The organism is Kitasatospora sp. MAP5-34 (assembly GCF_029894335.1).
Lineage (GTDB): Bacteria > Actinomycetota > Actinomycetes > Streptomycetales > Streptomycetaceae > Kitasatospora.
In genome coordinates this window covers 10,643-33,489 of record NZ_JARXZC010000027.1, presented here as the reverse complement: position 1 = coordinate 33,489, position 22,847 = coordinate 10,643, and the positions used below count along the sequence as shown (strand labels likewise).

General features: G+C 71.3%; 19 protein-coding genes. 13 read left to right on the top strand and 6 right to left on the bottom strand.

Going from position 1 to position 22,847, the window contains the following annotated elements; translation table 11 throughout:
* Positions 1-1,044: an NAD-dependent epimerase/dehydratase family protein gene (locus tag P3T29_RS21520; protein ID WP_280718189.1), complete on the top strand. Its 1,044-nt coding sequence runs from the start codon at positions 1-3 to the stop codon at positions 1,042-1,044.
* A 152-nt stretch (positions 1,045-1,196) separates the two neighbouring features.
* Here P3T29_RS21520 and P3T29_RS21515 read toward each other — a convergent pair whose 3' ends face one another.
* The 5 genes from P3T29_RS21515 to P3T29_RS21495 form a co-directional block, all read right to left on the bottom strand.
* On the bottom strand, positions 1,197-2,267 hold the full coding sequence (locus P3T29_RS21515) for a phosphotransferase (protein ID WP_280718188.1): 1,071 nt from the start codon (positions 2,265-2,267) through the stop codon (positions 1,197-1,199).
* Between the two features lie 121 nt (positions 2,268-2,388).
* A complete protein-coding gene (locus P3T29_RS21510; RefSeq protein WP_280718187.1) occupies positions 2,389-3,513 on the bottom strand; it encodes a glycosyltransferase in 1,125 nt (374 codons plus the stop codon).
* A gap of 64 nt (positions 3,514-3,577) precedes the next feature.
* Positions 3,578-4,345 carry an SDR family NAD(P)-dependent oxidoreductase gene (locus P3T29_RS21505; RefSeq protein WP_280718186.1) on the bottom strand — a complete coding sequence of 256 codons (768 nt, stop codon included), beginning with the start codon at positions 4,343-4,345 and terminating at the stop codon, positions 3,578-3,580.
* 123 nt (positions 4,346-4,468) lie between these two features.
* Complete coding sequence (locus P3T29_RS21500; RefSeq protein ID WP_280718185.1) at positions 4,469-5,965, bottom strand: amino acid adenylation domain-containing protein; 1,497 nt, start codon at positions 5,963-5,965, stop codon at positions 4,469-4,471.
* 56 nt (positions 5,966-6,021) lie between these two features.
* On the bottom strand, positions 6,022-6,732 hold the full coding sequence (locus P3T29_RS21495) for a hypothetical protein (protein WP_280718184.1): 711 nt from the start codon (positions 6,730-6,732) through the stop codon (positions 6,022-6,024).
* Between the two features lie 471 nt (positions 6,733-7,203).
* Here P3T29_RS21495 and P3T29_RS21490 point away from each other — a divergent pair, with 471 nt between their 5' ends.
* The 12 genes from P3T29_RS21490 (at position 7,204) to P3T29_RS21435 (ending at position 20,369) form a co-directional block, all read left to right on the top strand.
* Positions 7,204-8,202 (top strand): zinc-binding dehydrogenase, encoded by a 999-nt coding sequence (locus tag P3T29_RS21490; protein WP_280718183.1) that lies wholly within the window; start codon positions 7,204-7,206, stop codon positions 8,200-8,202.
* A gap of 99 nt (positions 8,203-8,301) precedes the next feature.
* Positions 8,302-9,345: a Gfo/Idh/MocA family oxidoreductase gene (locus P3T29_RS21485; protein WP_280718182.1), complete on the top strand. Its 1,044-nt coding sequence runs from the start codon at positions 8,302-8,304 to the stop codon at positions 9,343-9,345.
* A complete protein-coding gene (locus tag P3T29_RS21480) occupies positions 9,342-10,100 on the top strand; it encodes a TIM barrel protein (RefSeq protein ID WP_280718181.1) in 759 nt (252 codons plus the stop codon). The genes P3T29_RS21485 and P3T29_RS21480 overlap by 4 nt, the downstream gene beginning before the upstream one ends.
* A complete protein-coding gene (locus P3T29_RS21475; RefSeq protein ID WP_280718180.1) occupies positions 10,097-11,506 on the top strand; it encodes a polysaccharide deacetylase family protein in 1,410 nt (469 codons plus the stop codon). The genes P3T29_RS21480 and P3T29_RS21475 overlap by 4 nt, the downstream gene beginning before the upstream one ends.
* Positions 11,503-12,528 carry an alpha/beta fold hydrolase gene (locus P3T29_RS21470; RefSeq protein ID WP_280718179.1) on the top strand — a complete coding sequence of 342 codons (1,026 nt, stop codon included), beginning with the start codon at positions 11,503-11,505 and terminating at the stop codon, positions 12,526-12,528. The genes P3T29_RS21475 and P3T29_RS21470 overlap by 4 nt, the downstream gene beginning before the upstream one ends.
* Before the next feature lie 53 nt (positions 12,529-12,581).
* A complete protein-coding gene (locus tag P3T29_RS21465) occupies positions 12,582-13,802 on the top strand; it encodes a glycosyltransferase (protein WP_280718178.1) in 1,221 nt (406 codons plus the stop codon).
* Entirely contained in the window at positions 13,799-14,986 is a 1,188-nt protein-coding gene (locus P3T29_RS21460; RefSeq protein ID WP_280718177.1) for an amidohydrolase family protein, read from the top strand. The genes P3T29_RS21465 and P3T29_RS21460 overlap by 4 nt, the downstream gene beginning before the upstream one ends.
* On the top strand, positions 14,983-16,083 hold the full coding sequence (locus tag P3T29_RS21455) for a Gfo/Idh/MocA family oxidoreductase (RefSeq protein ID WP_280718176.1): 1,101 nt from the start codon (positions 14,983-14,985) through the stop codon (positions 16,081-16,083). Before P3T29_RS21460 ends, P3T29_RS21455 begins: the two co-directional genes overlap by 4 nt.
* The gene (locus tag P3T29_RS21450; RefSeq protein ID WP_280718175.1) at positions 16,080-16,829 is read left to right on the top strand and encodes a 5-deoxy-glucuronate isomerase; all 750 of its coding nucleotides are present in this window, start codon (positions 16,080-16,082) and stop codon (positions 16,827-16,829) included. Before P3T29_RS21455 ends, P3T29_RS21450 begins: the two co-directional genes overlap by 4 nt.
* A 38-nt stretch (positions 16,830-16,867) precedes the next feature.
* The gene (locus P3T29_RS21445) at positions 16,868-17,236 is read left to right on the top strand and encodes a phosphotransferase (RefSeq protein ID WP_280718174.1); all 369 of its coding nucleotides are present in this window, start codon (positions 16,868-16,870) and stop codon (positions 17,234-17,236) included.
* A 2-nt stretch (positions 17,237-17,238) separates the two neighbouring features.
* Positions 17,239-18,528, top strand: coding sequence for a condensation domain-containing protein (locus P3T29_RS21440; RefSeq protein WP_280718245.1), 1,290 nt, complete (start codon positions 17,239-17,241; stop codon positions 18,526-18,528).
* Positions 18,525-20,369, top strand: a complete 1,845-nt coding sequence (locus P3T29_RS21435) for a BTAD domain-containing putative transcriptional regulator (RefSeq protein ID WP_280718173.1) — start codon at positions 18,525-18,527, stop codon at positions 20,367-20,369. The genes P3T29_RS21440 and P3T29_RS21435 overlap by 4 nt, the downstream gene beginning before the upstream one ends.
* On the opposite strand, the gene P3T29_RS21430 is transcribed toward P3T29_RS21435, so the two are convergent.
* Complete coding sequence (locus P3T29_RS21430) at positions 20,324-22,522, bottom strand: lantibiotic dehydratase (RefSeq protein WP_280718172.1); 2,199 nt, start codon at positions 22,520-22,522, stop codon at positions 20,324-20,326. The two genes, P3T29_RS21435 and P3T29_RS21430, sit on opposite strands and share 46 nt — an antisense overlap.
* Positions 22,523-22,847: the final 325 nt, after the last annotated feature.

Here is a 22,847-nt window from a genome sequence, read left to right as displayed (position 1 = left end):
ATGTCTACTTTTCAGCTGTCACCCCGACACCGCGCCACGCTGCCGGACACCTGGCTTGTCACCGGCGTGGCCGGATTCATCGGATCGCACCTGCTCGAAACCCTGCTCGGCGCCGACCGCCGGGTCGTGGGACTCGACAACTTCGTCACCGGTACGACGGCGAACCTCGAGGACGTCAGGGCGCGCGTCCTGCCTGAGCAGTGGGACCGGTTCCGGCTGGTCGAAGGCGACCTGCGGTCGCTCGAGAACTGCCGGGACGCCGTGCAGGACGTGGATGTCGTGCTGCACCAGGCGGCGTTGAACTCCGTGCCCCGCTCGCTGCTCGAGCCCGACAAGGTGATCGACGTCAACATCGGCGGTTCCGCGAACCTGTTCCGGGCCGCCGGGGACGCCGGGGTCAGCCGTGTCGTGTACGCCAGCTCCAGTTCCGTCTACGGCGACGTCTCCACCGTGACGCGCCGCGAGGACGTGCTCGGCAATGCCATGTCGCCGTACGCCGTCAGCAAGCGGGCAATGGAACAGCTCGCAGCCGTCTACCAGGGGATCTACGGCATCCCGATGACCGGACTGCGTTACTTCAACGTGTTCGGGCCGCGCCAGAACCCCGACGGACCGTACTCGGCGGTGATCCCGCGCTGGATCCGGACGCTGCTGGCCGGCGACGCCCCGGTGATCTACGGCGACGGCACCCAGTCGCGGGACTTCACCTACGTCGAGAACGTCGTGCTCGCCAACCTGCTGGCAGCCACCCGGCCCGCGCAGGGCCCCGGCGCGCCCGCCACCTTCAACGTCGGCACGGGGCACGGCACGTCCATCAGGGAACTGTTCACACTCCTGCGCGGTGCCCTCGCCGACCACCACGCCGACGTCGCCGCGATCGAGGCGCAGTCGGCGCCGCCCCGGCAGGGCGACGTGGCCTCGGCGCTCGCGGACCTCGGTGCGGTCGGCGAGGCGCTGGCCTACCGGCCCGTGGTCGGGTTCGACGAGGGCCTGCAGCGCACGGTCTCGTGGTTCGGCGGGGCGCTCGTCGGGCAGGGCGGATGACGGCCGAGGTGCAGTCGCGGATTCGGGCGGCGGTCTGGACCGGGCCGCCCGCTCACCGTCGAGTCCGTGCCGACGCTGCGGGTCGAGCACCCCGAGGACGTCCTGGTCCGGGTGCGCACGCCAAGTATGGCCGTTAGGAGAACCGCTGCCTGCTACCCCAGCGTCGGCAGCAGGTGCTCCGGCAGGGGAAGGTTGCCGGGGTAGGGGGTGCCTTCCAGGTAGGCCGTCATGTTCGAGACGATGCCGGCGATCCGGCCTGGCCCCCAGGAGGCGACGTCCGCGTTGACGGGAATGGCGGTGGTGACAAAGTTGAGTACGAAGGCGTCCCGCAATAGCAGGTAGGGCTCAAGGAGTCGGCTGGTGTCGGCGGGCAGGGGACGAACTGCGGTGTAGCCGGCGAGGAACGCGCGGGCGAAGTCCTCGTAGGCGCCCGGTTCCTGACGGGCGATGCGGTGGATGGACGAGAGCACGGTGGCGATGTCCAGCAGATAGTGGCCGGTTCCGCAGTCGTCGAAGTCGATGATGCCTACCCCGCTGCCGTCGGGCAGCGCGATCATGTTCTCTCGGTGCAGGTCACCGTGGATGCGCCCGCGATCGGTCGGGCTGCCCTCCTGCAGCGCCGGTGTGATCAGCTCGGCGATGGTACGCAGGACCCGGGTTCCGTCGGCGCCCAGCTGGTCGTGGCCCTGCGTGGTGGCGAGGGCGTGCCCTTGCTGCAGGATCGTCTGCGCGTTCCACACCGGCCGGTCGAAGTCAATCAGCGGAACGGTCGCGGCGTGCTGGTGGAGGTGGGCGGCTGCGCGGCCCATCTCCACCGCGACCCCGGGCCGGCGGTAGGGCGGTTCTGCGGTGCCGGGCAGCCAGCGGAGGACCGCGAGGGTGGACAGCTCGTCGTGGCCGGGAACGGCGACGGGGACCACGTAGCCGTCGGCGGCGGGTACCGGCACGGGAACGGCGACGGTGTGCGCATGGGCCAGGCTTTCCAGCCAGCGCATCTCACTGACCTGCTGGTGGGCCGGACGGCCGTCTCGGACGGAGAGCCGAGCCACGTAGGAGTCGTTGCTGCCGGGTGGGGTGACGCGCCAGACGGCGTTGTCCTCGTACTGCTGCACCTCCATGACGGCGTCGCCGTCGATTCCGTAGTGCTCGCTGAGTGCGGCCCGGGTCAGCCGTTCGAGCTGTTCGAGCTGTGTGGCATGGGGAAGAAGGGAGAACGACGGCACGCTGGCACCGGCTCCTCGGTAGTCGGGGTGGTCAACGAGCGTAGCGCGAGCGGGCCGGCGACCGGCGCGGTCGTCCACCGTATCGGGAGTCTTCCGCGCCGGATGCGCCGGTGGCGGGGCGTCAGGCGTCCACGGTACGCGGGGCGGTGGCGGCCGCTGAGCCGCAGGCGCCGGCGACGATCGCGAGGAGGCCGTCGCGGTAGGTCTCCCACTCGCGGGTGAGCTGGTGGGTGTCGGGCTGGTGCAGGTCACTCGGTCGGGTGCGAGCGAGAACGTTGAGCACCTGGTCGGCGAACGCCTCGGTGTTGTCGACGGGTATGAAGGTGGCTGGTGAGGTGCCGGCGCCGTCGCGGTGGCCGGGGATGTCGGTGAGCACCAGCGGAAGGCCGTGCTGGCGGGCCTCCAGGATGGAGATCGGAACCCCTTCGAAGCGGCTCGCGGAAACGAACGCGCTCGCGCCGGCCAGGACGCTGTCCACGAGGTCTTTCTGCCATACGGCGCCGAGCCAGACGACCTGGTCTGTGATGCCGAGCCGGTCGGCGAGCAGCCGCAGCGCGATGGTCTGGTCTCCGTCGCCGATGACGACCAGTCGGACCGGCTGGTCGATGCGGGCCAGCACGCGGGCGAAGGCGGCCAGCAGGCTGTCGTGGCCCTTGTGGGGGTACAGGCTCTGGACGGAGACGAGGTAGGGGTCGCGTGCCCAGCTCCAGGGCGGGGCCGGCACGGCCGCGCGGGGTTCGGTGGCGTTCGTCAAGGTGATGACCTTGCTTGCGGGTACGCCGACGTCGTCGAGCAGGAAACGGGTGGAGCGGCCGCCCACGGCGACGATGGTGTCCTCGGAGCGGGCCAGGAACCGGTCGAGCCGGTTCTTCGTGGGGGTGCGCAGGTGGGAGTAGTCGGAGTGGCAGAAGCGGACTACGGTGCGGGCCGTGCGCAGGGCCGGTCGGATGGACGGATAGAGCCGGCCGTCACCGAACTGGAGCAGGACGGTCGCGCCGCTGACGATGCGTGAAAGGAAGGCGACGCGGCGGAGTCGGCCGGGTGGGACGATGACGAGCTGTGCCTGCGGCGGCAGTTCGGCGACGAGCGCGTTGTCGCGTCCGGGGTCCAGGACGCAGACGGTGACCTGGTATCCGGCGGCGAGCAGGATGCGCACGTGTGAGAGCAGGACGCGCTCAAGGCCACCGACGGTGAAGTGGCGCAGGATCATCACCACTCGGGTGGTGGGCGGCTGGGCGGAGGGCATGGCGGTCTCCCAAGCGGGTTGAGGGCGGGCCGGGGGCCTTGGGCAGATCCCCGGCCCGGTGGGGTCAGCTCGTGCGATGCACCTTGTGCTGGGCGGCCTGAGCGAGGGGCCGGACCTCGATCAGGTCGATGTCCACGTGGGGAGGGAGGGTCGCGCACCACCTGACGCACTCGGCGATGTCCTCGGGCGTGAGCGGGTGCTCGACGCCCTGGTAGACGGCGGCGATGGCCTGCGGGTCGTTGTTGAACCGCTCGCGCATGAACTCGCCGCCGGCTTCGTCGCCGCGCATCATGCCGGGGGCGATCTCGGTGATGCGGACGGGTTCGCCGTTCAGCTCCAGCCGCAGGGTCTGCACCATGGCGGTCAGCGCGTGCTTGCTGGCGGCGTAGGCGGCGCCACGCTCGTAGGCGACGCGGGCGACCGTGGATCCGATGAACACGGCGTGGCCGCGGTTGGCGACCAGGTGGGGCAGCAGGGCCTGGGTGGTCCGGACGGAGCCGATGACGTTCGTTTCGTAGGTGGCGCGCCAGTCGGCGAGGTCGCTGTCTGCGATGGTGTCCGCGTGGGTGGGGATGCCGGCGTTGTTCACCAACAGAGTCAGCGGTACGGGGTGCGCGGCGACGGTGCGCTCCAGTTCGGCCACCGAGTCCGGGTCGGTGACGTCGAGCTGGTGTGTGGTGATGCCGGTGGACGCGGATGGGAAGGTGGGCAGGCGGCGGGCCGCGGAGATGACGGTGTATCCGGCCTTCTCCAGGGCCTGGGCGGTGGCGCGGCCGATGCCGACGCTCGCGCCGGTGACGACGGCGAGGCCGCAGGGGGACTGACTGCTCATGATGGGAATCCCTTCAGGGTGGCGTGCTGGTTGGGGTGGAGCGGACTGGGCGTGCCGGGTTCAGGAGTCCAGGAGCCAGGCGTGGGCGGGGTCGGTGTGCAGGGCTGCGGGGCCCGCCGGGGGCTAGACGCCCAGGTCGAGGGCGAGCTGCCGCCGGTCGACCTTGCCAGCCACCGTCATCGGGAGCAGGTCCCGGATGACGATCCGGCTGGGGACCATGTAGCCGGGCAGCAGGCCGGCCAGGTGGGCCCGCACCGCGTTGCGGTCCAGGCCGTCTCCGGCGCACACGCCGACCAGCAGGGAGGCGGCCGCGGTGTCCCGGTCGACCAGGCACACCGCGTCCTGGACCCCCGGGGCGGCGCGGAGCGCCTTCTCGACCTCGCCGAGCTCCACGCGGTTGCCGTGTACCTTGACCTGGTCGTCCTCGCGGCCGACCAGCACGATGCCGTCCTCGGTCAGCACGGCCAGGTCGCCGGTCCGGTACATCCGCGCCGAGCCGCCGGCGAACGGGTCCGGGCGGAATGACTTCTCGGTCAGGCCCGGGTCGTTCCAGTAGCCGGCCGCCACCTGGCGGCCGCCGATCCACAGCATGCCGATCCCGCCGGGTGCGACCGGCTCCAGCTGCTCGTCGAGCACCCGCAGCACGTTCCCCTCGCTGGGCGAGCCCACGCTGACCGGGCCGACTGCCCCGGGGGCAACATCGCACCTCGACACCCACACGGTCGCCTCGGTCGGCCCGTACACGTTCACCAGCCGTGGGCCGGCCGAGCCTGTGTGCAGCACCGGGACCAGGTCGAGCGGGAAGGCCTCGCCGCCGATGAGCAGCGAGTGGGCCGCGCGGAGCCGTTCGTCGGCGCCGGGCTCGGAGAGCAGCAGGCGAAGCAGCGTCGGTGCGCACTGCATGTGGGTTATCCGCCGCGTCGGGTCCAGTACCTCGTCCACGAGTTCGGGGAAGGTGTTGCCCCCGAGCCGGACGAGATGCCCGCTGACCACCGGCCACAGGATCTCGCCGACGCTGGAGTCGAAGGTCACGCTGCTGGCCGCGAGCCACACCTGGTCCGGGTCCGCCCCGATCTCGTGGTCCAGCGCCTGGAAGTACCCGCGGAGCCCCTCGTGCGTGACGGCGACCCCCTTGGGGCGTCCGGTGGTGCCGGAGGTGTACGTGACGTAGGCGAGGCCGTCGCACCGCGTCGTGCGGGTGGCCGCCCGGCCGGCCACCTCACCGGTGTCGAGCAGGAGCGCCGCCGTCCCGGGCGGCAGCCGGTCGAGAAGGTACGAGGTGGTCAGGACGAGGTCGGGCTCCGCCGAGGCCAGCACCGTCGCGAGACGCTCGTCCGGGTGGGAGGTGTCGAGCGGCAGGTGGGCGCCGCCGGAGTGGTGGACGGCGAGCGCGGAGGCCACGAAGTCGCGCCCCCGGTGGCACAGCACCGCTACCAGGGCGTTCGGCCCGGCGAGATCGCTGATCCTCGCGGCGAGCGTCAGCACGCGGCTGCGCAGTTCCGCTCGGGTCACCAAACCCGCGCCGTCGTCGATACATGGCCGATCGTCGGCCCCGTACCCGGGGCCGAGGAGCCGGCGGACGGTCTCGGGAGCGGCCGATCGCTCGCTGGCAGAGATCATCGTGCCCTCCTGCTGTCGACGGATGAGTGACGGGTGAAGGGTCGCGGGGCACGGCGTCACCGCAGCGCGGCGACGAGGTCCGAGCCGCAGAGCGCCGAGAAGAACTCGGACGCGGGGACGTCGAGCCGGTCCACGCCGTCCGAAATGGGGATGAATCCGGAGCCCTGAACGTCGCGGCTGAAGACCGAGCGCAGGTCGACGTCCAACTGCGGCAGGTCGGCGGTCGCGGACGCGAGGGCGAAGCCGAACCATGAGGTGTTCATCCGGAGCAGTTCCACCCGCGCGGCGTCCGGCAGGTTCGCCAGTGTCCGGTCGAGCCTGGCCCTGAGATGGGCGGCGCCCAGGGAGAACGCCTGGTCGGCTGGGATCTCCCGGATGTCCGGGGCGTCGGGGTCGGTGTCGGGTCCGCCGGCGAGCCGGTTCAGGACGATCTGGCACTGCTCCCGGCTCAGCTCAGCCGGATCGAGGAGGACCACCTTGGTGACGGGAATCCGGCGGGACACGGCCTTGGCCAGGGCGAGGGTGAAGTTGGCGCCCAGGCAATAGCCCATCACCGTACATTCCTCGTCGTCCGGCCCGATGAGTTCGTCGGCGTAGCACGACACCAGCTCGTCCAGCGTGAGCAACCGCTCCGCCAACGCCGGCGCCCGAAGCGGGTCGACCTTGACCGGTGTCCCCCAGACCGGACTCGAGTCGAACGCCCGGTACGTCTTCCGCGGCATATCGGCGGTGAACTCGACCTGAATATTCAGCGCTCTATTCGACACGCGGACAGCGTCCTTTCACGGCAAGACAGGCCGCAATCAGTCAGGGAATCCCCAGCGGGTGGTGCGGCTTTCAACGGCGGAATTTTGCCGGATTTCCCGGGGCCCGGATCCGGACACTGCGACCCGTCGGCACCTTAACCCGTCGGTACGATGCGGTCGGCCGGGCCGTGATGCGCCGACGGACCCAAACCGTACAACGCCGTGCTTTCGCGGGCAAGGTTCTGAATAGACGAACAGGCAGATCGAGTCGTCGGAACCGGCGGCGCTGATTGAAAGGGCAGTCGGGGCCGACTGAAAGGGCAATCAGCACTGCCCCGGCTAGTGCCCTGGCGGCTGTTCCGGCGCCGCCCCGAAAGTGCAAAATTTCTCTGCAGAGCACATTCGGTCGAGAGAGGAAGACATTAGAGTGGAAGCTTCTATCCCGTCGACCGGAATCCGGGTGACCAGACAAGGTAGCGGCCGTACATGGATATGACCACGACGAGCCGCGCCGTCATCACCGAGCCGCGGCAGGTGGAGATGCGATCGGTCCCGCTGCCCGCGCTGGGCCCCCACGACATCCTGGTGCGGGCGCGGAAGTCGCTACTGAGTTCCGGCACGGACCGCGTGTGCTACCGCGCCGACTTCGCGCCGGGCACTCACTGGGCGCAGTGGATCAAATACCCGTTCACGCCGGGGTACAGCATGGTCGGAGAGGTGATCGCGACCGGGGCAGCGGTGCGGTCCCTGGCGGTGGGCGACCGGGTGGCGACCCGGGCCGGCTACCAGACCTACGCCGTCGCGGAGGAGTCGAGGTCGTACCGGATCCCGGACGAGGTGTCCGACGAGGACGCGGTGTGGTTCGCGTTGTCGGCGATCGCCCAGCACGCCGTGCGCCGCGCCGAACCGGTGCTCGGCGACCACGCTGCGGTCATCGGCCTCGGGCCGCTCGGCCAACTGGTGGCCCGATACGCGGCCGTGGCCGGGGCGGCGACGGTGTGGTGCGTCGGAGGCGACGAGACGCGCTTGGCCGCCGCCCGCCGCGCGGGTGCCACCACGGTCCCGGCCGCAGCGGCCCGCGACCGGATCCTCGAGGCCACCGGCGGCGTCGACGTCGCCTACGACGTGACGGGATCGCCGTCCGTCCTGGCGGCGGCGTCCGAGTACACCGCCACCGGCGGCACCATCGTGCTGGTCGGCGACACGCCCTTCCCGGCCCAGCAGGCCATCGGCGGTGAAGTGCTGAGGCGCAGCCAGACCGTCGTCGGCGTGCACGACAGCCACATCCAGCGCGCGGAGCGGACGCCGGTCGTGCGCTGGCCGTTCCGCCGCAACGTCGGTCTGTTCTTCGACCTCGTCGCCCAGCGGCGGCTGGATCTGGCCGGGCTGGTGACCCACCGCTTCCCCCAGGGCGACGTGGCCGGCGCGTTCCACCGCCTCGACGACGACCTGACCGGCACGATCGGCATCCTCGTCGACTGGACCGGGTGACGCGGACCCGCCCCTGACTTCCGCTCCGTCCTTGGCGGCGGAGACCTTTCCCTTGCCATCCTCCCGGTTTGAAGACCGGGGTTCCCTCGGAGGTATTCGATGACGTTGCGCATCGGGTTTGTCGGCACCGGCTACATAGCGAAGGAACACCTGAAACGAGTGGCACCGCTCCCGAACGTCGAGGTGGCAGCGCTCTGCGACATCGACAGCGGGGCCACGGCCGTCGCAGCCGCTCTGGCATCCGCACTCGGGCACACGCCAGTCGTCTACCAGAGCGTGCAGGAGATGTTCGACCAGCAGGACCTGTCCGCGGTCTTCATCTGTCTGCCGCCCCACGCCCACGGAGCCGCCGAGCTGGCGGCGATCGAGGCAAGGGTGCCGATGTTCGTCGAGAAGCCGCTGTCCGTGGACCTGGCACAGGCGATCCGGATCAACGGTCTCCTCGATGCGGCCGGCGTCATCGCCGCGACGGGGTACCAGACCCGGTACTCGGCCATCATCGACCACATCCAGCAGGTGCTGGACGGCCGCCGGATCGCCATGGCGGTCTCGCACCGCTACACCTCGTGGCCCAAGGCCCCCTGGTACGCCGACATCGCCAAGTCCGGCGGCCAGGTCCTGGAGATGGCCACCCATCAGGTGGACATGCTGCGGTACCTGATGGGCGAGATCGACACGGTCTACGCGGTCGGCCGCCGGCGCAGCGCGGACAGCCCCGACACCGAGATCCTCGCGGCCGAGGCCGCCTGCTTCAGCTTCGCCGACGGCGCGATCGGCAGCCTGACGAACAACCTGATCTCCGGCCACGGCAAGCCGCAACGGGCCAAGGGGCTCCACCTGTTCGCGGACGACGTCACCATCTCGGTGCTCGGGTTCGAAGGCGAGGCCCGGACCGTCCAGGTGATCGCCGGCGGCGAGGTGACCGAGACGGTGTTCGACGACGACTCCATGGCGAAGCAGGACGTGGCATTCCTGCGTGCCGTCGAGGAGAAGGACCCCGGACTCATCCGCTCCCCGTACGCCGATGCCCTGCGGACGCTGGCCGTGACCGCGGCCCACCGGGAGTCCGCCCGCACCGGGGCTCCGATCCGGGTCGCCGATCTGCTGTCGGGCGAGACCCGGCGGGGAGGCGAGGAGTCGTGACCAACGTCGGCTTGAACCTGGACTCCGTGGACGCCTCCCGGGGCCTGGACAAGGTCTTCGGAGAGATCAAGCGGCTCGGCTTCAGCTTCGCCGAGGCGTCGGCGAAGATCGAGACCGGGGCGACGGCGCTCAGTGCTGTGGCCGACACCGCCGCCCGGCACGGCGTGGCCGTCCGATCGGTCGTGCTCGCTGAATTCGCCGCCCTGCCGAAGTTGCCCGCACCCGAACGGCGGGAGACGGTCGCCGGTCTCGCGGGTCTGATCGGAACCTGTGCCGCCGCAGGATACGGCCCGATCCTGATCCCGGCACGTGTCGTCGAGGACGAGCTCGACCGGTTCCGGGTCTACTCGCAGGCGCTGGACGAGCTCGCACCGATCGCGGCCGCGTCGGGCACCTCCCTCGCCGTCGAGTTCGTCGGCGGCGCCGACCCCTACGAGGTCGCCCGCCTGGTCGAGCAGAGCGCTCACGACAACGTCGGGCTCTACTTCGACATCGGCAACTGCCTGTATGCCGGAGTCGATCCGGTCGCCGCGCTGTCCGATCTGCTGGGGCTGGTCCGGCAGATCCATCTCAAGGGTGGTCCGGTGACCCCGTTCGCCGCGATGCCGCTGCGGCGGGTGCGGGAGCTGCTGGAGGAACGGGACTACTCGGGGCGGTGCGCGGTGGAGATCGAGCCGGCGTGCGCCTTCGAGGTCCTCCGGGACGCGGCCGCCACCTTGTGGATGAACGGGTTTCAGAAGGTCGATCCCCGATGACATCGACCGCAGACCGGCCCCGGGTCGTCCTCTCCTTCGACGTCGAGGACGTCGTGACGCCCGAGAGCGACGACGCGATCGTGTGGCTGGCCGACCTGATCGGGCGCCACGGGATGTCCGCGGGCTTCTTCCTCACCGGGGACAAGGCGCGGGCGCTGGCGGCGCGGGGCCGGACGGATGTCGTGGACGCCCTTCGCGGACACGACATCGGCTTCCACTCCGATGGTCATTCCAGACACCCCACGATCTCCGAGTACCTGGAGACCCGCACCTGGGACGAGGGCAGGGCGGAGGTGCTCGCCCGCGAGGCGGCCGGGGCGGACTTCCTGCGCGAGCTCACCGGCCGGCGGCTGTGGGCGTTCGCGACGCCCGGCACCTCCTGGGGGCCGCAGATCCCCGCCACGGTCGCGGAGTTGGGCATCTCCTCGCACGTGCACTCGTTCAGTCGGATTCCGTCGGACGACCAGCCGCACTGGTACGCCGGCGCGCTCTGCTTCGCCCGGCGTTCGATGATCGGCCCGGTCGAGGACGACCTCGCCGACGCCGCGCGGTTCGCGGACCTCCGGGCCCGGATCCGGCCGCTGGTGGCCGAACGCGCCGCCTCCGGCGGCGTCGTCCAGCTGTACCTCGGGCATCCGACGATGTTCGTGAACGCGGAGTTCTGGGACGCGGTGAACTTCGCGGACGGCCGCAATCCGGACTCGCCGACGCTCCGCCGACCCGTGGGCCGGTCCCGGGAGTCGACCTCACTGATGCTCGCCAACCTCGACCTGCTGCTGACCGAGTTGAGCGGCTTCGCCGATGTCGTCCCGTTCTCCGAGGTCGTCCAGTCCCTCACCGGCGCCCGCCCCGGGTTCGACGAGGGCCGGCTGGCGGCGGCTGTCGGCGAAGCCCGCGCGGCGGGGACGGTGACGGTGACGTCCAGGTGGGCTTCACCCGCGCAACTGACGTACGTCCTGTGCCGCGAGCTGGCAGGCCGCGGCCTCGTGGCCGGTGACCCGCTGCCGGAGGTGCTGGGACCGACCGATCCCGCCGATTCCCGGGAGCTCCCGGCGAATCCGCCGGCCGTCCGCCCGGCGACCCTGTGCGCCCTCGCGTCCAGCCTGTGTGAGCACGTCGAGACGCGGGGAACGCTGCCTCGGTCGGTCGCCCACGGCGACACGGTGCTGTCGACAGGGGCGCTCTACCGCACGCTGGTCGACGCCTGGCGGCGGCCGGGACCGGCCGAAGCGGACTGGATCCCCGTCCGGACCGGGCACGACGCGCCGGACGTGGGCGCCGAGATCGCCGAGTACTACACGCGGAGATCGACCCGGTGGCTGCACTCCCCGGCCTTCGATCCCGCGCCGCTGGCCCGGCTGGCGGACGCACAGAGCTGGTCGTTGCGCCGAGGAGCGGCGTCATGACGAGCCCGGAAACCGTGAGGCGGCACCCCCGGACCCCGCTGCACCACCAACTCGCGTGGATCTGGCAGGAAGTCCTGGGCTGCGATCGTCCGAACCTGGACGACGACTTCTTCACGCTGGGCGGAACGTCGATCAAGGCCGTGCTCTGCGCCACCGAGGTCAACACCCGCCTGCGGTCCCGCCTGTCGCTGATCTCCCTGTTCGAGGCACCGGTTTTCGAGCAGTTCGCGGACATGGTGCGCGACGGGGGTTCGAGTGCGATGTCCTCCCTCGTCATGTGGCCGGACGCGCCCGGGCCCTGTCTCGTCTACATACCCAGCGCCTGGGGCCAGGACTTCAGCGCGCAGCGGTTCCTCAGCCCGTTCGGGCGGCGCGCGCTGGCCCTGCGTCCGCCCGGGCTCGAACCGGGCGAGACACCGCTGGCCGACCTCGAAGACCTGGTGGCCTTCGCGCTGGACGAGCTCCGGGCCGCAGGGCAGCGGGAGGTCTTCCTGGTCGGCTACTCGTCAGGCGGCTTCATCGCCTACGACGTAGCGCGGCGGGCCGCCGCCGAGGGGTTCGCGGTCCACGGGGCGCTGCTGCTCGACCCGGGCGAGGTGCCGGACCTGGGGCGGATGGCGGAGGTCGAGGCGGCCGCCATCGCCGAGATACTCGACCAGGTGCACCGGGACCGTGCCCGGCAGGGCGACCCGGCCCCGGCCGGGTCCGCGCCGTCGGCCGGGAGCACGTCCTGCGGCGCCGCCGAGGCGCTCGACGAAGCGCTCCGGGCGCTGGGCGTCGAGGGCGACCCCCTCGGACACTACCGGCGCAGGCTCGGCGTCTTCACCGCCCACGTGCGCGCGCTCCAGGGGTTCGTGATCAACCCGTCCATGCTGCCCGTCACCGTCGTCGCGTCCGAGGGGGCCGACGTCGCCGCCTGGCGGCGTGCCGTTCCCGGGCTCACGGTCGTGGCGACCCAAGTCCCGCACGCCGACCTGCTCTCGGACGCCGCGCTCGCCGAAGGTCTCGCGAGCAGCTTTTGAAGCGGCACAGCCCGAAGCCCCACCCACGTACACCACGAGGAGAGAGCCAGATCATGCTCGACGAACGCCGCAGGGTCGCCCTGTACTGGCACAACGGCCGCAGCCTCGGCCACACGTCCAGCACGGCCAAGGTCGCCCACTACCTGCTCCGCTCGCCCGAGCCGTACTCGATCGCCGGCGTCACCGGGGCGTACCGGGGCCTGGACCTGCTGCCCACCGAGGTCGACCTGGTCAAGATCCCGTCGTTCGCCAACTACGACGACCCGAACGGCTGGAACCTGCGGCCGCGGCTCGCGGTGTCGGAGAAGGTGCTGCACCAGGTCCGCAGGGACCTGATCACGGTCTTCCTCGACCACTACCGGCCCGAAGTGCTGCTCAGCGACCACATCCCCCGGGGCGCGGAGGACGAGCTCGTCCCGGCCCTGGAAGCCAAGTACGCCGAACACGCGGTGCTGACCCTGCGCGGGGTGCTGTTCGACCGGGAGAAGACCACCCGCAAGTACTTCTCGCCCGACCGGGGTCCGTGGATCCAGGACCACTACTGCCAGTTCAACGTGCACACCCACCGGGAGGTCTTCGATCTCGCGGAGTACTACGACGTCCCGGAGGAGGTGGCGGACCGCCTCCACTACACCGGCTATCTCGCCGAGCCGTATCCGTTCAGCGCCGCTCAGTCCCGCGAAGCGCTGGGCATCGACCCCTACACGCGTCTCGTCGTCGCCGCCATGGGCGGCGGCCAGGGTGCCGGCAGTCTGTGGCGGGCGGTTTCCGAGGCGCTCCGGCGCCGACGCGGGCAGTTCGACCGGGCTCTGCTGGTGCCCGGGCCCTACCTCGAGCCGGACGACCGGCTGGCGCTCGGGCAGCTGTGGGCGGAGGACCCGGGCGTGGAGATCCGCGACTACGAACCGGACCTGCTGCCCTGGCTGCGGGCCTGCAACCTGTTCATCGGGGCCGCCGGGGCGAACATGCTGGGCGAGGTCCTGGCGACCGGGGCCAATACCCTGGCCATCCCCCGCCAGTTGCGGGAGTCGGAGCAGCACATCCACTCCGCGCGGCTCCAGGAACTGGGGCTGCTGCGCAAGGCCGACCGCGACGACGTCCTGGCCGGCGCCCTGGACGACCTGGTGCCGCTGGCGCTCGCGGACCCCGTGGCCGCCGACGGCACCCGCTACCTCTGGGACGGCGGATCCTATGACCGGCATCTGCCGGGCGGCCCCGTCGGCACCCGGTGCGCCTGCGCCCCGTCGAAGGCACGGCCGGTGGCGGAGCGATGAGCTCAGGCGGGTGCGCCGTCATCCGTTCGGGGACGGTGATCGGCGCCGGGAGCGGGCGGCCAGTCGTCAACGACGTCGTGATCTGCCGAGGCGTGGTCCGCGACCGCTGCCCGCACGACGACGACCGCGTACCCGTCGACGCGAGTGGCTGCCTGGTCGGTCCGGGGCTGGTGGACGTGCATGTCCACGGCGCCCTCGGCCACGACTTCACCGAACCTGACGCGGACGCGTGGCGGGCGATCCTGGGAGCGCACCTGGGCGCCGGCACGACGACCGCGCTGGCCACGCTGGCCAGCGCCACGCCGACGGTCACCGCCGCCGCCCTGGGTACCGCTGCGGCGCTGCTGGCAGATCAGGGCGCACCGACGCTGGCGGGCGTCCAGCTGGAGGGGCCCTGCATCAACGCGGCCCAGCGCGGAGCCCACGACAGCAGTGCACTGCGCTCGCCGGCCGAGCTGCTGCGCGAGCTCACCCCGCTGCCGGCCGCGCTGCGGATGGTCACTCTCGCGCCGGAACTCGCCGGAGCCGACGAGCTCATCTGCCACCTGTCCGGGAACGGGGTCCGGGTCTCGGTCGGCCACAGCAGCGCCTCTCCTGAGGTGCTGGAGCGGGCCCGCAGCCTCGGCGCGACCCACCTGGCGCATCTGTGGAGCGGCCAGTCCACTCTGACGCGTCCGGACCTGGTCCGGATCCCCGGGCTGCTGGAGGCCTCGCTGGCGTCCGAGGGCCTGTCCGCGGAGGTCATCGCCGACGGCCATCACCTGCCGGGGTCGCTGCTGACCATCGCGTTGCGCTGCTTCGGGCCCGACCAGCTGTGCCTGGTGTCCGACGCGACGGCCGGAACCGGACTCGCCGTCGGCCGGACCTTCCGGGTCGGGGCCTCCACCGGCCGCGTCCACGACGGGTACGCGGCCACGGAGGACGGCGGGAGCCTGTGCGGAAGCGTGCTGCCGCTCGGCTCGACGCTGCCTCGGATGCGGGCCCTGACCGGGGCTCCGGTGGCGGACATCCTGACGATGGCGACCGCGACACCGGCCCGCACCATGGGGCTTTATCCCCGCAAGGGAGCGCTGTTGCCCGGATCCGACGGCGACGCGGTGATCCTCACTCCCGATCTGGAGATCCGGGACGTGATCCTGGCGGGCCGTCCGGTACCGGCCGTCACCCTGGACGGTGCCCGATGACCAGGCCGATCCGGGTGGTCCTGATCGGAGCCGGCACCCGGGCCCGGAAACTGTACGCACCCTGGCTCGCCGGCGCCGCGCCGTTCACGGCGATCCGCGCGACCCCGGTGGCGGTCGTCGACTCGGACCTGGACGCCGCCCGTAGCATCGCGTCCGATCTGCCGGGCGCCGCGGTCGCCCACTCGTCCGACGTCGACCGGATCCTCGCCGACACCCGGCCGGATCTGGTGGTCGTCGCCTCGCCGGACGCCACCCACCGGGACCACGTGGTCCGGTCGCTCGCCGCCAACTGCACGACGTTCGTGGAGAAGCCGCTGGCCACCACGGTGCGCGACGCGTTCGACCTCGTCGCGAAGGCCGATCGAGCGTCCGCGAAACTGCTCGTCGGGCACAACCTGCGCTTCACGAACGTCCACGCGGCAATCTGCGAGTGGCTCACGCAGGGACGGATCGGAGCCGTGGTCGACGCCGAACTGCACTACACACTCAAGCCTTCGCACGCGCGGAGTTACTTCACCCGGTGGCACCGGACTCGGGCAGCCTCCGGCGGCCTGGAGGTCACCAAGTCCTGCCACCACCTGGACCTGCTCGCCTGGTGGCTCGATTCGCGCCCGGTGAGCGTCCAGGCCGTCCTGAAGCGCGATCACTACCTTCCGGGGCTGGACAGCATCCCGATCGACGCGGACATCCATGACGGCATTCGCGCCGACATCCAGTACGAATCCGGTGCGACGGCACGGTATTCGCTGACCGCCGACGCGCCGCGCGAGGGGTACCGCTGCACGCTGCGCGGCACGAGCGGCAGCTGTGTCATCGACTACGACACCTCGGACGGCCCTCACAGTGTGCGGTTCGATTCCGACCAGGGCGGCCGCGTCGTCCACCGGCTCGACCGGGAGCACGGAACCCACGCCGGCGCCGACGCCCGCATGCTGTCAGCCCTCGTGGAAACCGTCGCCGACGGCGGGCGGCGGGATTTCGCCACCGCCGTGGACGCCGCTCTCGCCGTGGCCACGGGCGTCTCGATGTACGAGGCGAGCGAGCGAGGACAACGCCTGAGCATCCCCCACCCGGTTTCCCATGGAGCAGCGGAATGACGACGACCAGTGTGCGCACTCCCAACGGTTTGCGGCTCACCCACCACCGGCTCCAGGCCGGCGACGACCTCAGGGTCTCCGCCGCCACGCACCAGGAAGTGGCGTTGATCCTGATCTCCGGGCAGCTCACCGCCACCGTGGACGGCGAGCGCCAGGTGATCGACCGGCTCGACCCGTTCACCGCGCCTGCGGCCGGATGGTTCCTCCCGCCGGGTGCCGCGCTCACCGTCGCGGGCGGCCGGTCGGCCGCCGACGTGGGGGTGATCTCCTCTCCGGCTCCCGCCACCCTCGAGCCGGCGCGCATCACGCCGATCACCGTTCCGGAGCCGGAGGTCCGCGGCCGGGGGTCGTGGGAGCGGCATGTCACGACTCTGCTGCAACCGCCGCAGACGAGCGGCGTGCTCCTCGGAGAGACCATCGCCCACGACGGCCGATGGTCCACCTATCCACCCCATCGGCACCAGCTCAGCGACCCGCCGCAGGAGACCGCGCTCGAAGAGGCGTTCCTGTTCCGGGTGCGGCCTGACACCGGGTTCGGGATCTTCCTCACCTACGACGGATCGGTGCGGGACGCACACACCGAGATCGTCACCGACGGCACGCTGGCCGCCGTACCGAAGGGCTACCACACCGTCGCCGTCGCCGGCGGACACGACATCTACTACCTGTGGGCGGCCCACGGGAGCACGGACAGCCACTTCGCCCTGCGCACCGACCCGGCCCACGAGTGGCTGCTCGACCGCTGAAGCGCACGGCAGCCGTGGCAACACTGTCCGACGGCGGTGTGGGCGTCATCGACTTCGACGATTGCGGCACCGGCAGCTTCCTCCTCGACATCGCCACGGTGCTGTCCTCCGTCTACCGGGCCGCCGGGGGCGAACCGGAGGCTTACGCGGCGTTCGCCGACGCGTACCTGGCCGGCTACTCCCGGCTCCGCCCGCTGCCGAAGGGCTTCAACGACCTTGTCGAGGCATACGTGCTGCTACGCGACACGATCATTCTGAACTTCGTCACGGCGGCGGTGCCGGCCAACGCGGCGGTCACCGAATGGGGCCCACGGCGGATCGCCGGAATCCTCGCGTCGATGGCGGAACATCTGGAAGGCCAGCCCTATCCAGGAACGATTCGTTGGCAAGGAGCGCATCCCCAGTGACCATGAATCCCGACCGAACCGCAGTCCGCCTACCGGCGACCGCAGGACAGACCTCCATGTTCTTCGCCGAGCAGCGTGCGCCGTCCGCCAGTGCGTACAACGCGCCCACGGTCATGCACATCCGAGGGCCCGTCACGGATTCCGACCTGGCGGCGGCGGGTCAGCGGCTGATCCGGCTGACCCCCGGGCTGCGAGCACGCTTCGGTATAGACCCGGAAACCGGAGGGGTGGTCCAGTGGATCAGCCGCGAGGTTCCGGGGGTGGAGACGGTCGAACTGCCCGGCCTGAGCCCGGAGGCACTCGCGGACTACGCGGTGAGCCGGGCCGGTGAGCCGTTCGAGTCCGACGAGGGCGCGTTGGCGCGGGTGATCGCGGTCCGGCTGGGCGGCGACCGCGCCGCCCTGATCGCAATCACCCACCACCTGGTCTACGACGGTGTCGGCTATCTCGCGCTCGTCCGCCGGATGGGCGACGCGGTCGCCGGCTCGCTCGTCGGACAGGACGAGGCCCAGCATCTCGACCTCGTCCGTCGTGTGGTGGCCGGCGAGCGGGCCGCCCGCGACGAGGACGCCGAGCACTGGCATCAGCGGGTGCCGCTCGGCATCCGCCCCGCCCCGTGGGAATCCGGCGACGGCGATTCGGCGGCCGACGACGGCAGACGACTGGTCCCGCTGACGGCGGCGCAGACCGCTCGGCTCCGGCACTGCGCCGATGAGATCGGAACGGGCCTCTTCGCGTACCTCATAGCCGCGGTCCATCGTGCGATGCCGGTGGCCTCGGGAGATCCCACATACGTGTGCGCGGCGGCCTCGGTCCGGCCCCGCGAGGGCGACTGGAGCGACGTGCTCGGCTACTTCGTCAACGAGGTCCCGCTGCGGGCGGACTCGCGCGACGCGCCCCTCGGAGAGCTGGCGAAACAGAACGCCGATCTGTGGCGGGCCGATCTACGCCGCCGCACCTTCCCCTTCACCGATCTGGCGGGCCGGACCGCACCCGGCAGGGACGCCCGGGCCACCCGGCTGAACAGCGTCATGGCCAGTTATGTGCGACTGCCCGACGTGATGGAGCGGGAGTCGGGCGGCGTGGCCATGTCCACCAAGATCTACCCCCGGTATCCGTCGGCGAAGAACGACCTCGGAGTCCGGTTCTTCCAACGCCCCGACCACCTGGACATCGAGGTGCAGTGGGGCCGAAGCCTCCCCGCAGGACTCGGGCGCCGGTTCACGCACACGCTCACCGAAGTGCTCACGGAGTCGCGCACCGAACCGCGTCAGGAGGCGCTCGAGACATGACGGCAAGTACGGGTCTGCGCTTCGAGGTCCTCGGGCCGGTGCAGGTCACCCACGGTGAGCGGCAGTGGCCCATCCGCTCCCGCCGGCAGCGGGCGATCCTCACGGTTCTGTTGCTGAACCGCGGCAGGACGGTCGGCCTCGACACGCTGGCCGACGCGGCCTGGGCCGGCCCGGCGCCGCCGACGGCCCGCAACCAGGTCCACATCTGCATCTCGGCGATCCGCAAGTCACTGAACCGCCTCGGGGGCGTCGGTCTACTGCGCACCACGCCCCCCGGCTACCTCCTCGACGTGTCAGCCGAACAGGTCGACCTCGAGCTGTTCCGGGACCGGACCGGCCGCGCCGCGGCCGCGGCCGACCGGGGTGACCCGGCTGCGGCTGTTGCGCTGATGCGGCAGGCTGTCGCACTGTGGCGCGGCTCATTCGGCGCCGATCTGGAGAACATCGCGTTCACCGGGACCATCAGCCGCCTTGAGGAGGAGCTCCTTGCGGCCTGGGAGTCGTACAGCGACTTGGAGCTGGGCCTGGGGAGACCGGAGCAGCTCCTCGCCGGGCTCGCCGAGCAGGTGGAGCGGTATCCGTTCCAGGAACGGCTACGGGTCCGCTACGCCGAGGCCCTGTCCCGTACCGGTCGTCGGTCCGAGGCGCTGGAGGTCTGCCGGGCCGGCTGTCGGCTGCTCGGTGACCAGCTCGGGCTGCCACCGGGGGCCGAACTGCGGGCGCTGGAAGCGGACCTCGCGGCTCCCGCGCGTGCGGACGCCTCGCCCGTCCGGTCGGGGATCGTGAGCCGATCGCCGGTGGTCCCCCCTCGCCAGACACCCCGTGACCTCGACGACTTCACAGGACGTCGCGGCCTCGTCGAGAAGGTCGAGGCGCTCTTCGTCCAGCGGGCCCCGGTCGTCGCCCTGCACGGCGCCGCGGGCAACGGTAAGAGTGCGCTCGCGGTGCACGTGGCGCACCGGTTGGCGGAACGGCGCTTCCGGGACGGGCAGCTCTACATCGATCTGCGGGGCAGCACTCAGGACCCCGTACCGCAGGCGGACGCGCTGCGCCGCTTCATCCGGGCGTTCGGGGTCCCGTCCGACGCCGTCCCCCGCGACGTCGATGAGCGCGCCGACCTGTATCGCAGCCTGCTGGCCGCCCGCGACGTTCTCGTCGTCCTCGACGACGCGGCGTCCGAGGCGCAGATCCGCCAACTGGTGCCGGGCGGCAGCCGATGCGGCGTGGTGATCACCGCCCGGACGCGGCTGCCGGGGCTTCCCGGACCGCACTGGGCCGAAGTCGGCGCTCTGTCCGATGACGACGCGCTCGGCCTGCTCACCGCGGTGATCGGGCGGGGCCGGGTGGCCGCCGAGCCGGGAGCCGCGCGCCGCCTGGTCCGTCTCGCCGACGGCCAGGCGCTCGCGGTCCGTATGCTCGCCGAACAGCTTGCGGCCCGACCGCGCCGGCGACTGGCCGAGATGCTCCTCAGCATGAAGGATCCGAGGGCGGCGTGGAGCACGCTGCGTCTCGGTGACCGGGATGCGTTCTCCGGGATCGAGGCGGAGTTTCAGGCACTCCCCGCGGAGATGCTCAGGACGGTGCTCCTCACAGCCGGACGCGCGGGCTCGGCCGACGCGGAGAGCCTGGCCGGGGCCCTCGAGAGTCACCGGTCCGCGGCCCAGCGCATCGTGGAGCGCTTGGTGGACGGGCATCTGCTGCACGAGGTCCCCGGCGGGTCGCCCGGCCGGGTCCACTACCGGGTTCCCAATCTGGTTCGGACCTACCTCTACGGGCGCACCGACCGGACCGTCCATCAGGGATTGATGGCGGAGCAGACCATGCGGAGCTCCGACGTGTAGCGCCGCCCCTGCGCATCGGGGAGCCAGCACTGGTCGGGCGTCGGGAGCATCTCGCTCAGCCGCAGCGTGCCCTCCCGGTCGGCGCTGAGGGAAGCCCGGACCATCTTCGCGGCCAGGCGCACCGACGCCGGGCTGGCGAAGTCGAGATACATCGGCTTGATCTCGCCGTTGACCAGGAAGAACACCTGCTGCGGAAGCCCGTTCTCGCGCTGCCAGCGCCAGGCGGCCAGAAACTGGGCCGCGTCGTCGGCGACGGCCGGCCAGGTGAGGTCGGCGCACTTGAAGGACCAGGACTCCCGGGCGACCACCAACTCGTCCACGGTGATCCGGGGGCTGTGGGAGCCGGCTGCGGTGAGACCGAACGCGCTGACGGTGACGCCCGAGAGGTACTCGCCGACGAACTCCAGGAGATCCCCCCGCAGCTCGCCGTTCCGCTCCGCCACCGTCAGCCGGTCACCGACCCTGCTGACCACGAGGTCTGCGGCGGGCACGATCCGGCCGGGCACGCCCGTCGTCCGCGAGTGCATGGACCAGTATGTGTAGTCCTCGCTCAGGAGCGCCGGCGGATACGTCCGTGAGGTGACGCTGGTCGAGTAGCGCGACGGCACCGGCACGACCCGGCGGCCGGCGTGGTGCGCCGCCGCGAACGCCATCTGCCGGGCGGGGTCGGGGTGGGTGTTCACCAGGGGGCGGGATTCCAGCGTGTTCATCGCCGGATGCACCTCACCGAGGACCACGAAGAAGTCCCCGCGCGCGACCGCCTCGGCGTCCGCGGCGGCGATGAGGAGGTCCGGCGAGTGGTTCTGGGCGGAGGACCATCGCGCCGGCCCGCTGGGGAACTCGGCGCGGACCCGGTCGGCGATGTCGCGGGCCCGAACCTGGTGCCGCCTGGCACCAGGCTCAGCTGCCAGGATCCCGGTCCACTTCGCCCGCAGCTCCTGCGACAGGTCGGCCACCAGCTGCGGCATGCTGCGGTGTCCGAACTCCAGACCCCTGGTGGCCGCGCCCACCAAGTGGTCGAGGGTGACTTCGCCGTCCACCGACTTCGCCCTGAGGCGTTCGTGGAGGACGCAGAGCCAGTCCTCGTATTCCGCCCCGACGCGGTCGACCAGCCAGGCCGCGCTGTCCAGGACCAAGCCCAGCGGCTCGGCGATCCGATCGAGCACGCCGGCGCCAAGGACGAGGTCGAAGTCCCGGGTGGTGTCCTCGTAGACCAGCGTCCTCCCGGCGTAGGTTTCACCGCCCCGTCGTACCGCGCTCGCTCCCGTGATCCGTTCGAACGCGCCGTTCAAGTCGTCCATGGCGCGCTCCAGCGCGTCCACGTCGCCGGCGCCGGCCGCGATCCGGTCCCGGCCGGCGATCAGTTCGTCCAGGTCCGACAGCATCCTGGTCCGCGCCGGTCCGTCCGCCAGATCCAGAATCCGGTCACGCAGCCGGTACTCCGGATGCGCCTCGAACGGTCCGGCCAGGCTCATGACGACCATCCCGCGCTCCGCCAAGGCGCCGAGCCGTCGATGTACGTCGCCCTCCGGTGAGGTCTCCGCGAGCTGGGCGACGGTTCGCGATCCGTCGCAGCGGAGCAGCAGGTCCAGGTCCTCGGCCGACAGGTCGGGGGTCCGGCCGCGCGGGCCGCGCACTCCGGTCTCCCGGACCGACCAGTGCTCCGCGACGACCGGCCGCAGGCCGGGGACGATCTCCGAGTCCTGGGACCACAACCCGGCCAGGGTGTCGATGACCCACCATTCGAAGAACACGGCCCGGGAGCGGACCAGCGCGGGCCCCGCGTCCACCGTGAACGTGGGGCCGCCCGGTGCGATCCGCGCCCAGGCCACCGGGCCGAAGAACCCGACGGTGTCGTTCTTCGTGGTGTAGCGCTGGATGTAGCTCGTCAGAGCTGTCATCCGCCGCCGACGCTTCCTTTCGGACATGTCCCCGTCGGTGACGAGCTTCCTGAGCGTCCTCGCCGCCTGAAGGTTCTGCCAGGTCAGCGCCTCGGCGTAGAGCGGACCGGCCAGGAGCTCACGCATCGTCGCAACCGAGCGGTCCGCTGCGGCGGCGAAAACCGGGGCGAACTTCTCCTGATCCCCCTGGTCCGGCTCACAGTCTGCCGCTGCCGCCAGCTCCCGATCGCCCAGCGCCAGGGCATCGGCCACCGGGAACCCTGCGCCGCGTAGGACGAAGTCGGGCTGGATCCGCCACCGAGTACGGCCGAGATTGATCAGACCGGCCGCACCGTGGTCGGAAGACCGCGCCCCAGAGTCCGACACGTCCCCGTCCCCAGTGATCGGAACCTCCTCGTGATTCAACGCCCTGCCCCTCCATGAGCGGTCTGCGGGGCTCGCCAAGCTTCGGCGAGCTGAACCCGCGGGTACCCTCCCAGGATCTTCGGAGGCGCTTTCGACACCTTTTCGCTGGACGGCGGGCGAAAGCGAGGGGAAAGGCCGTGCTCCTAGCATCCACCTCGCAAGGCATCCCGAT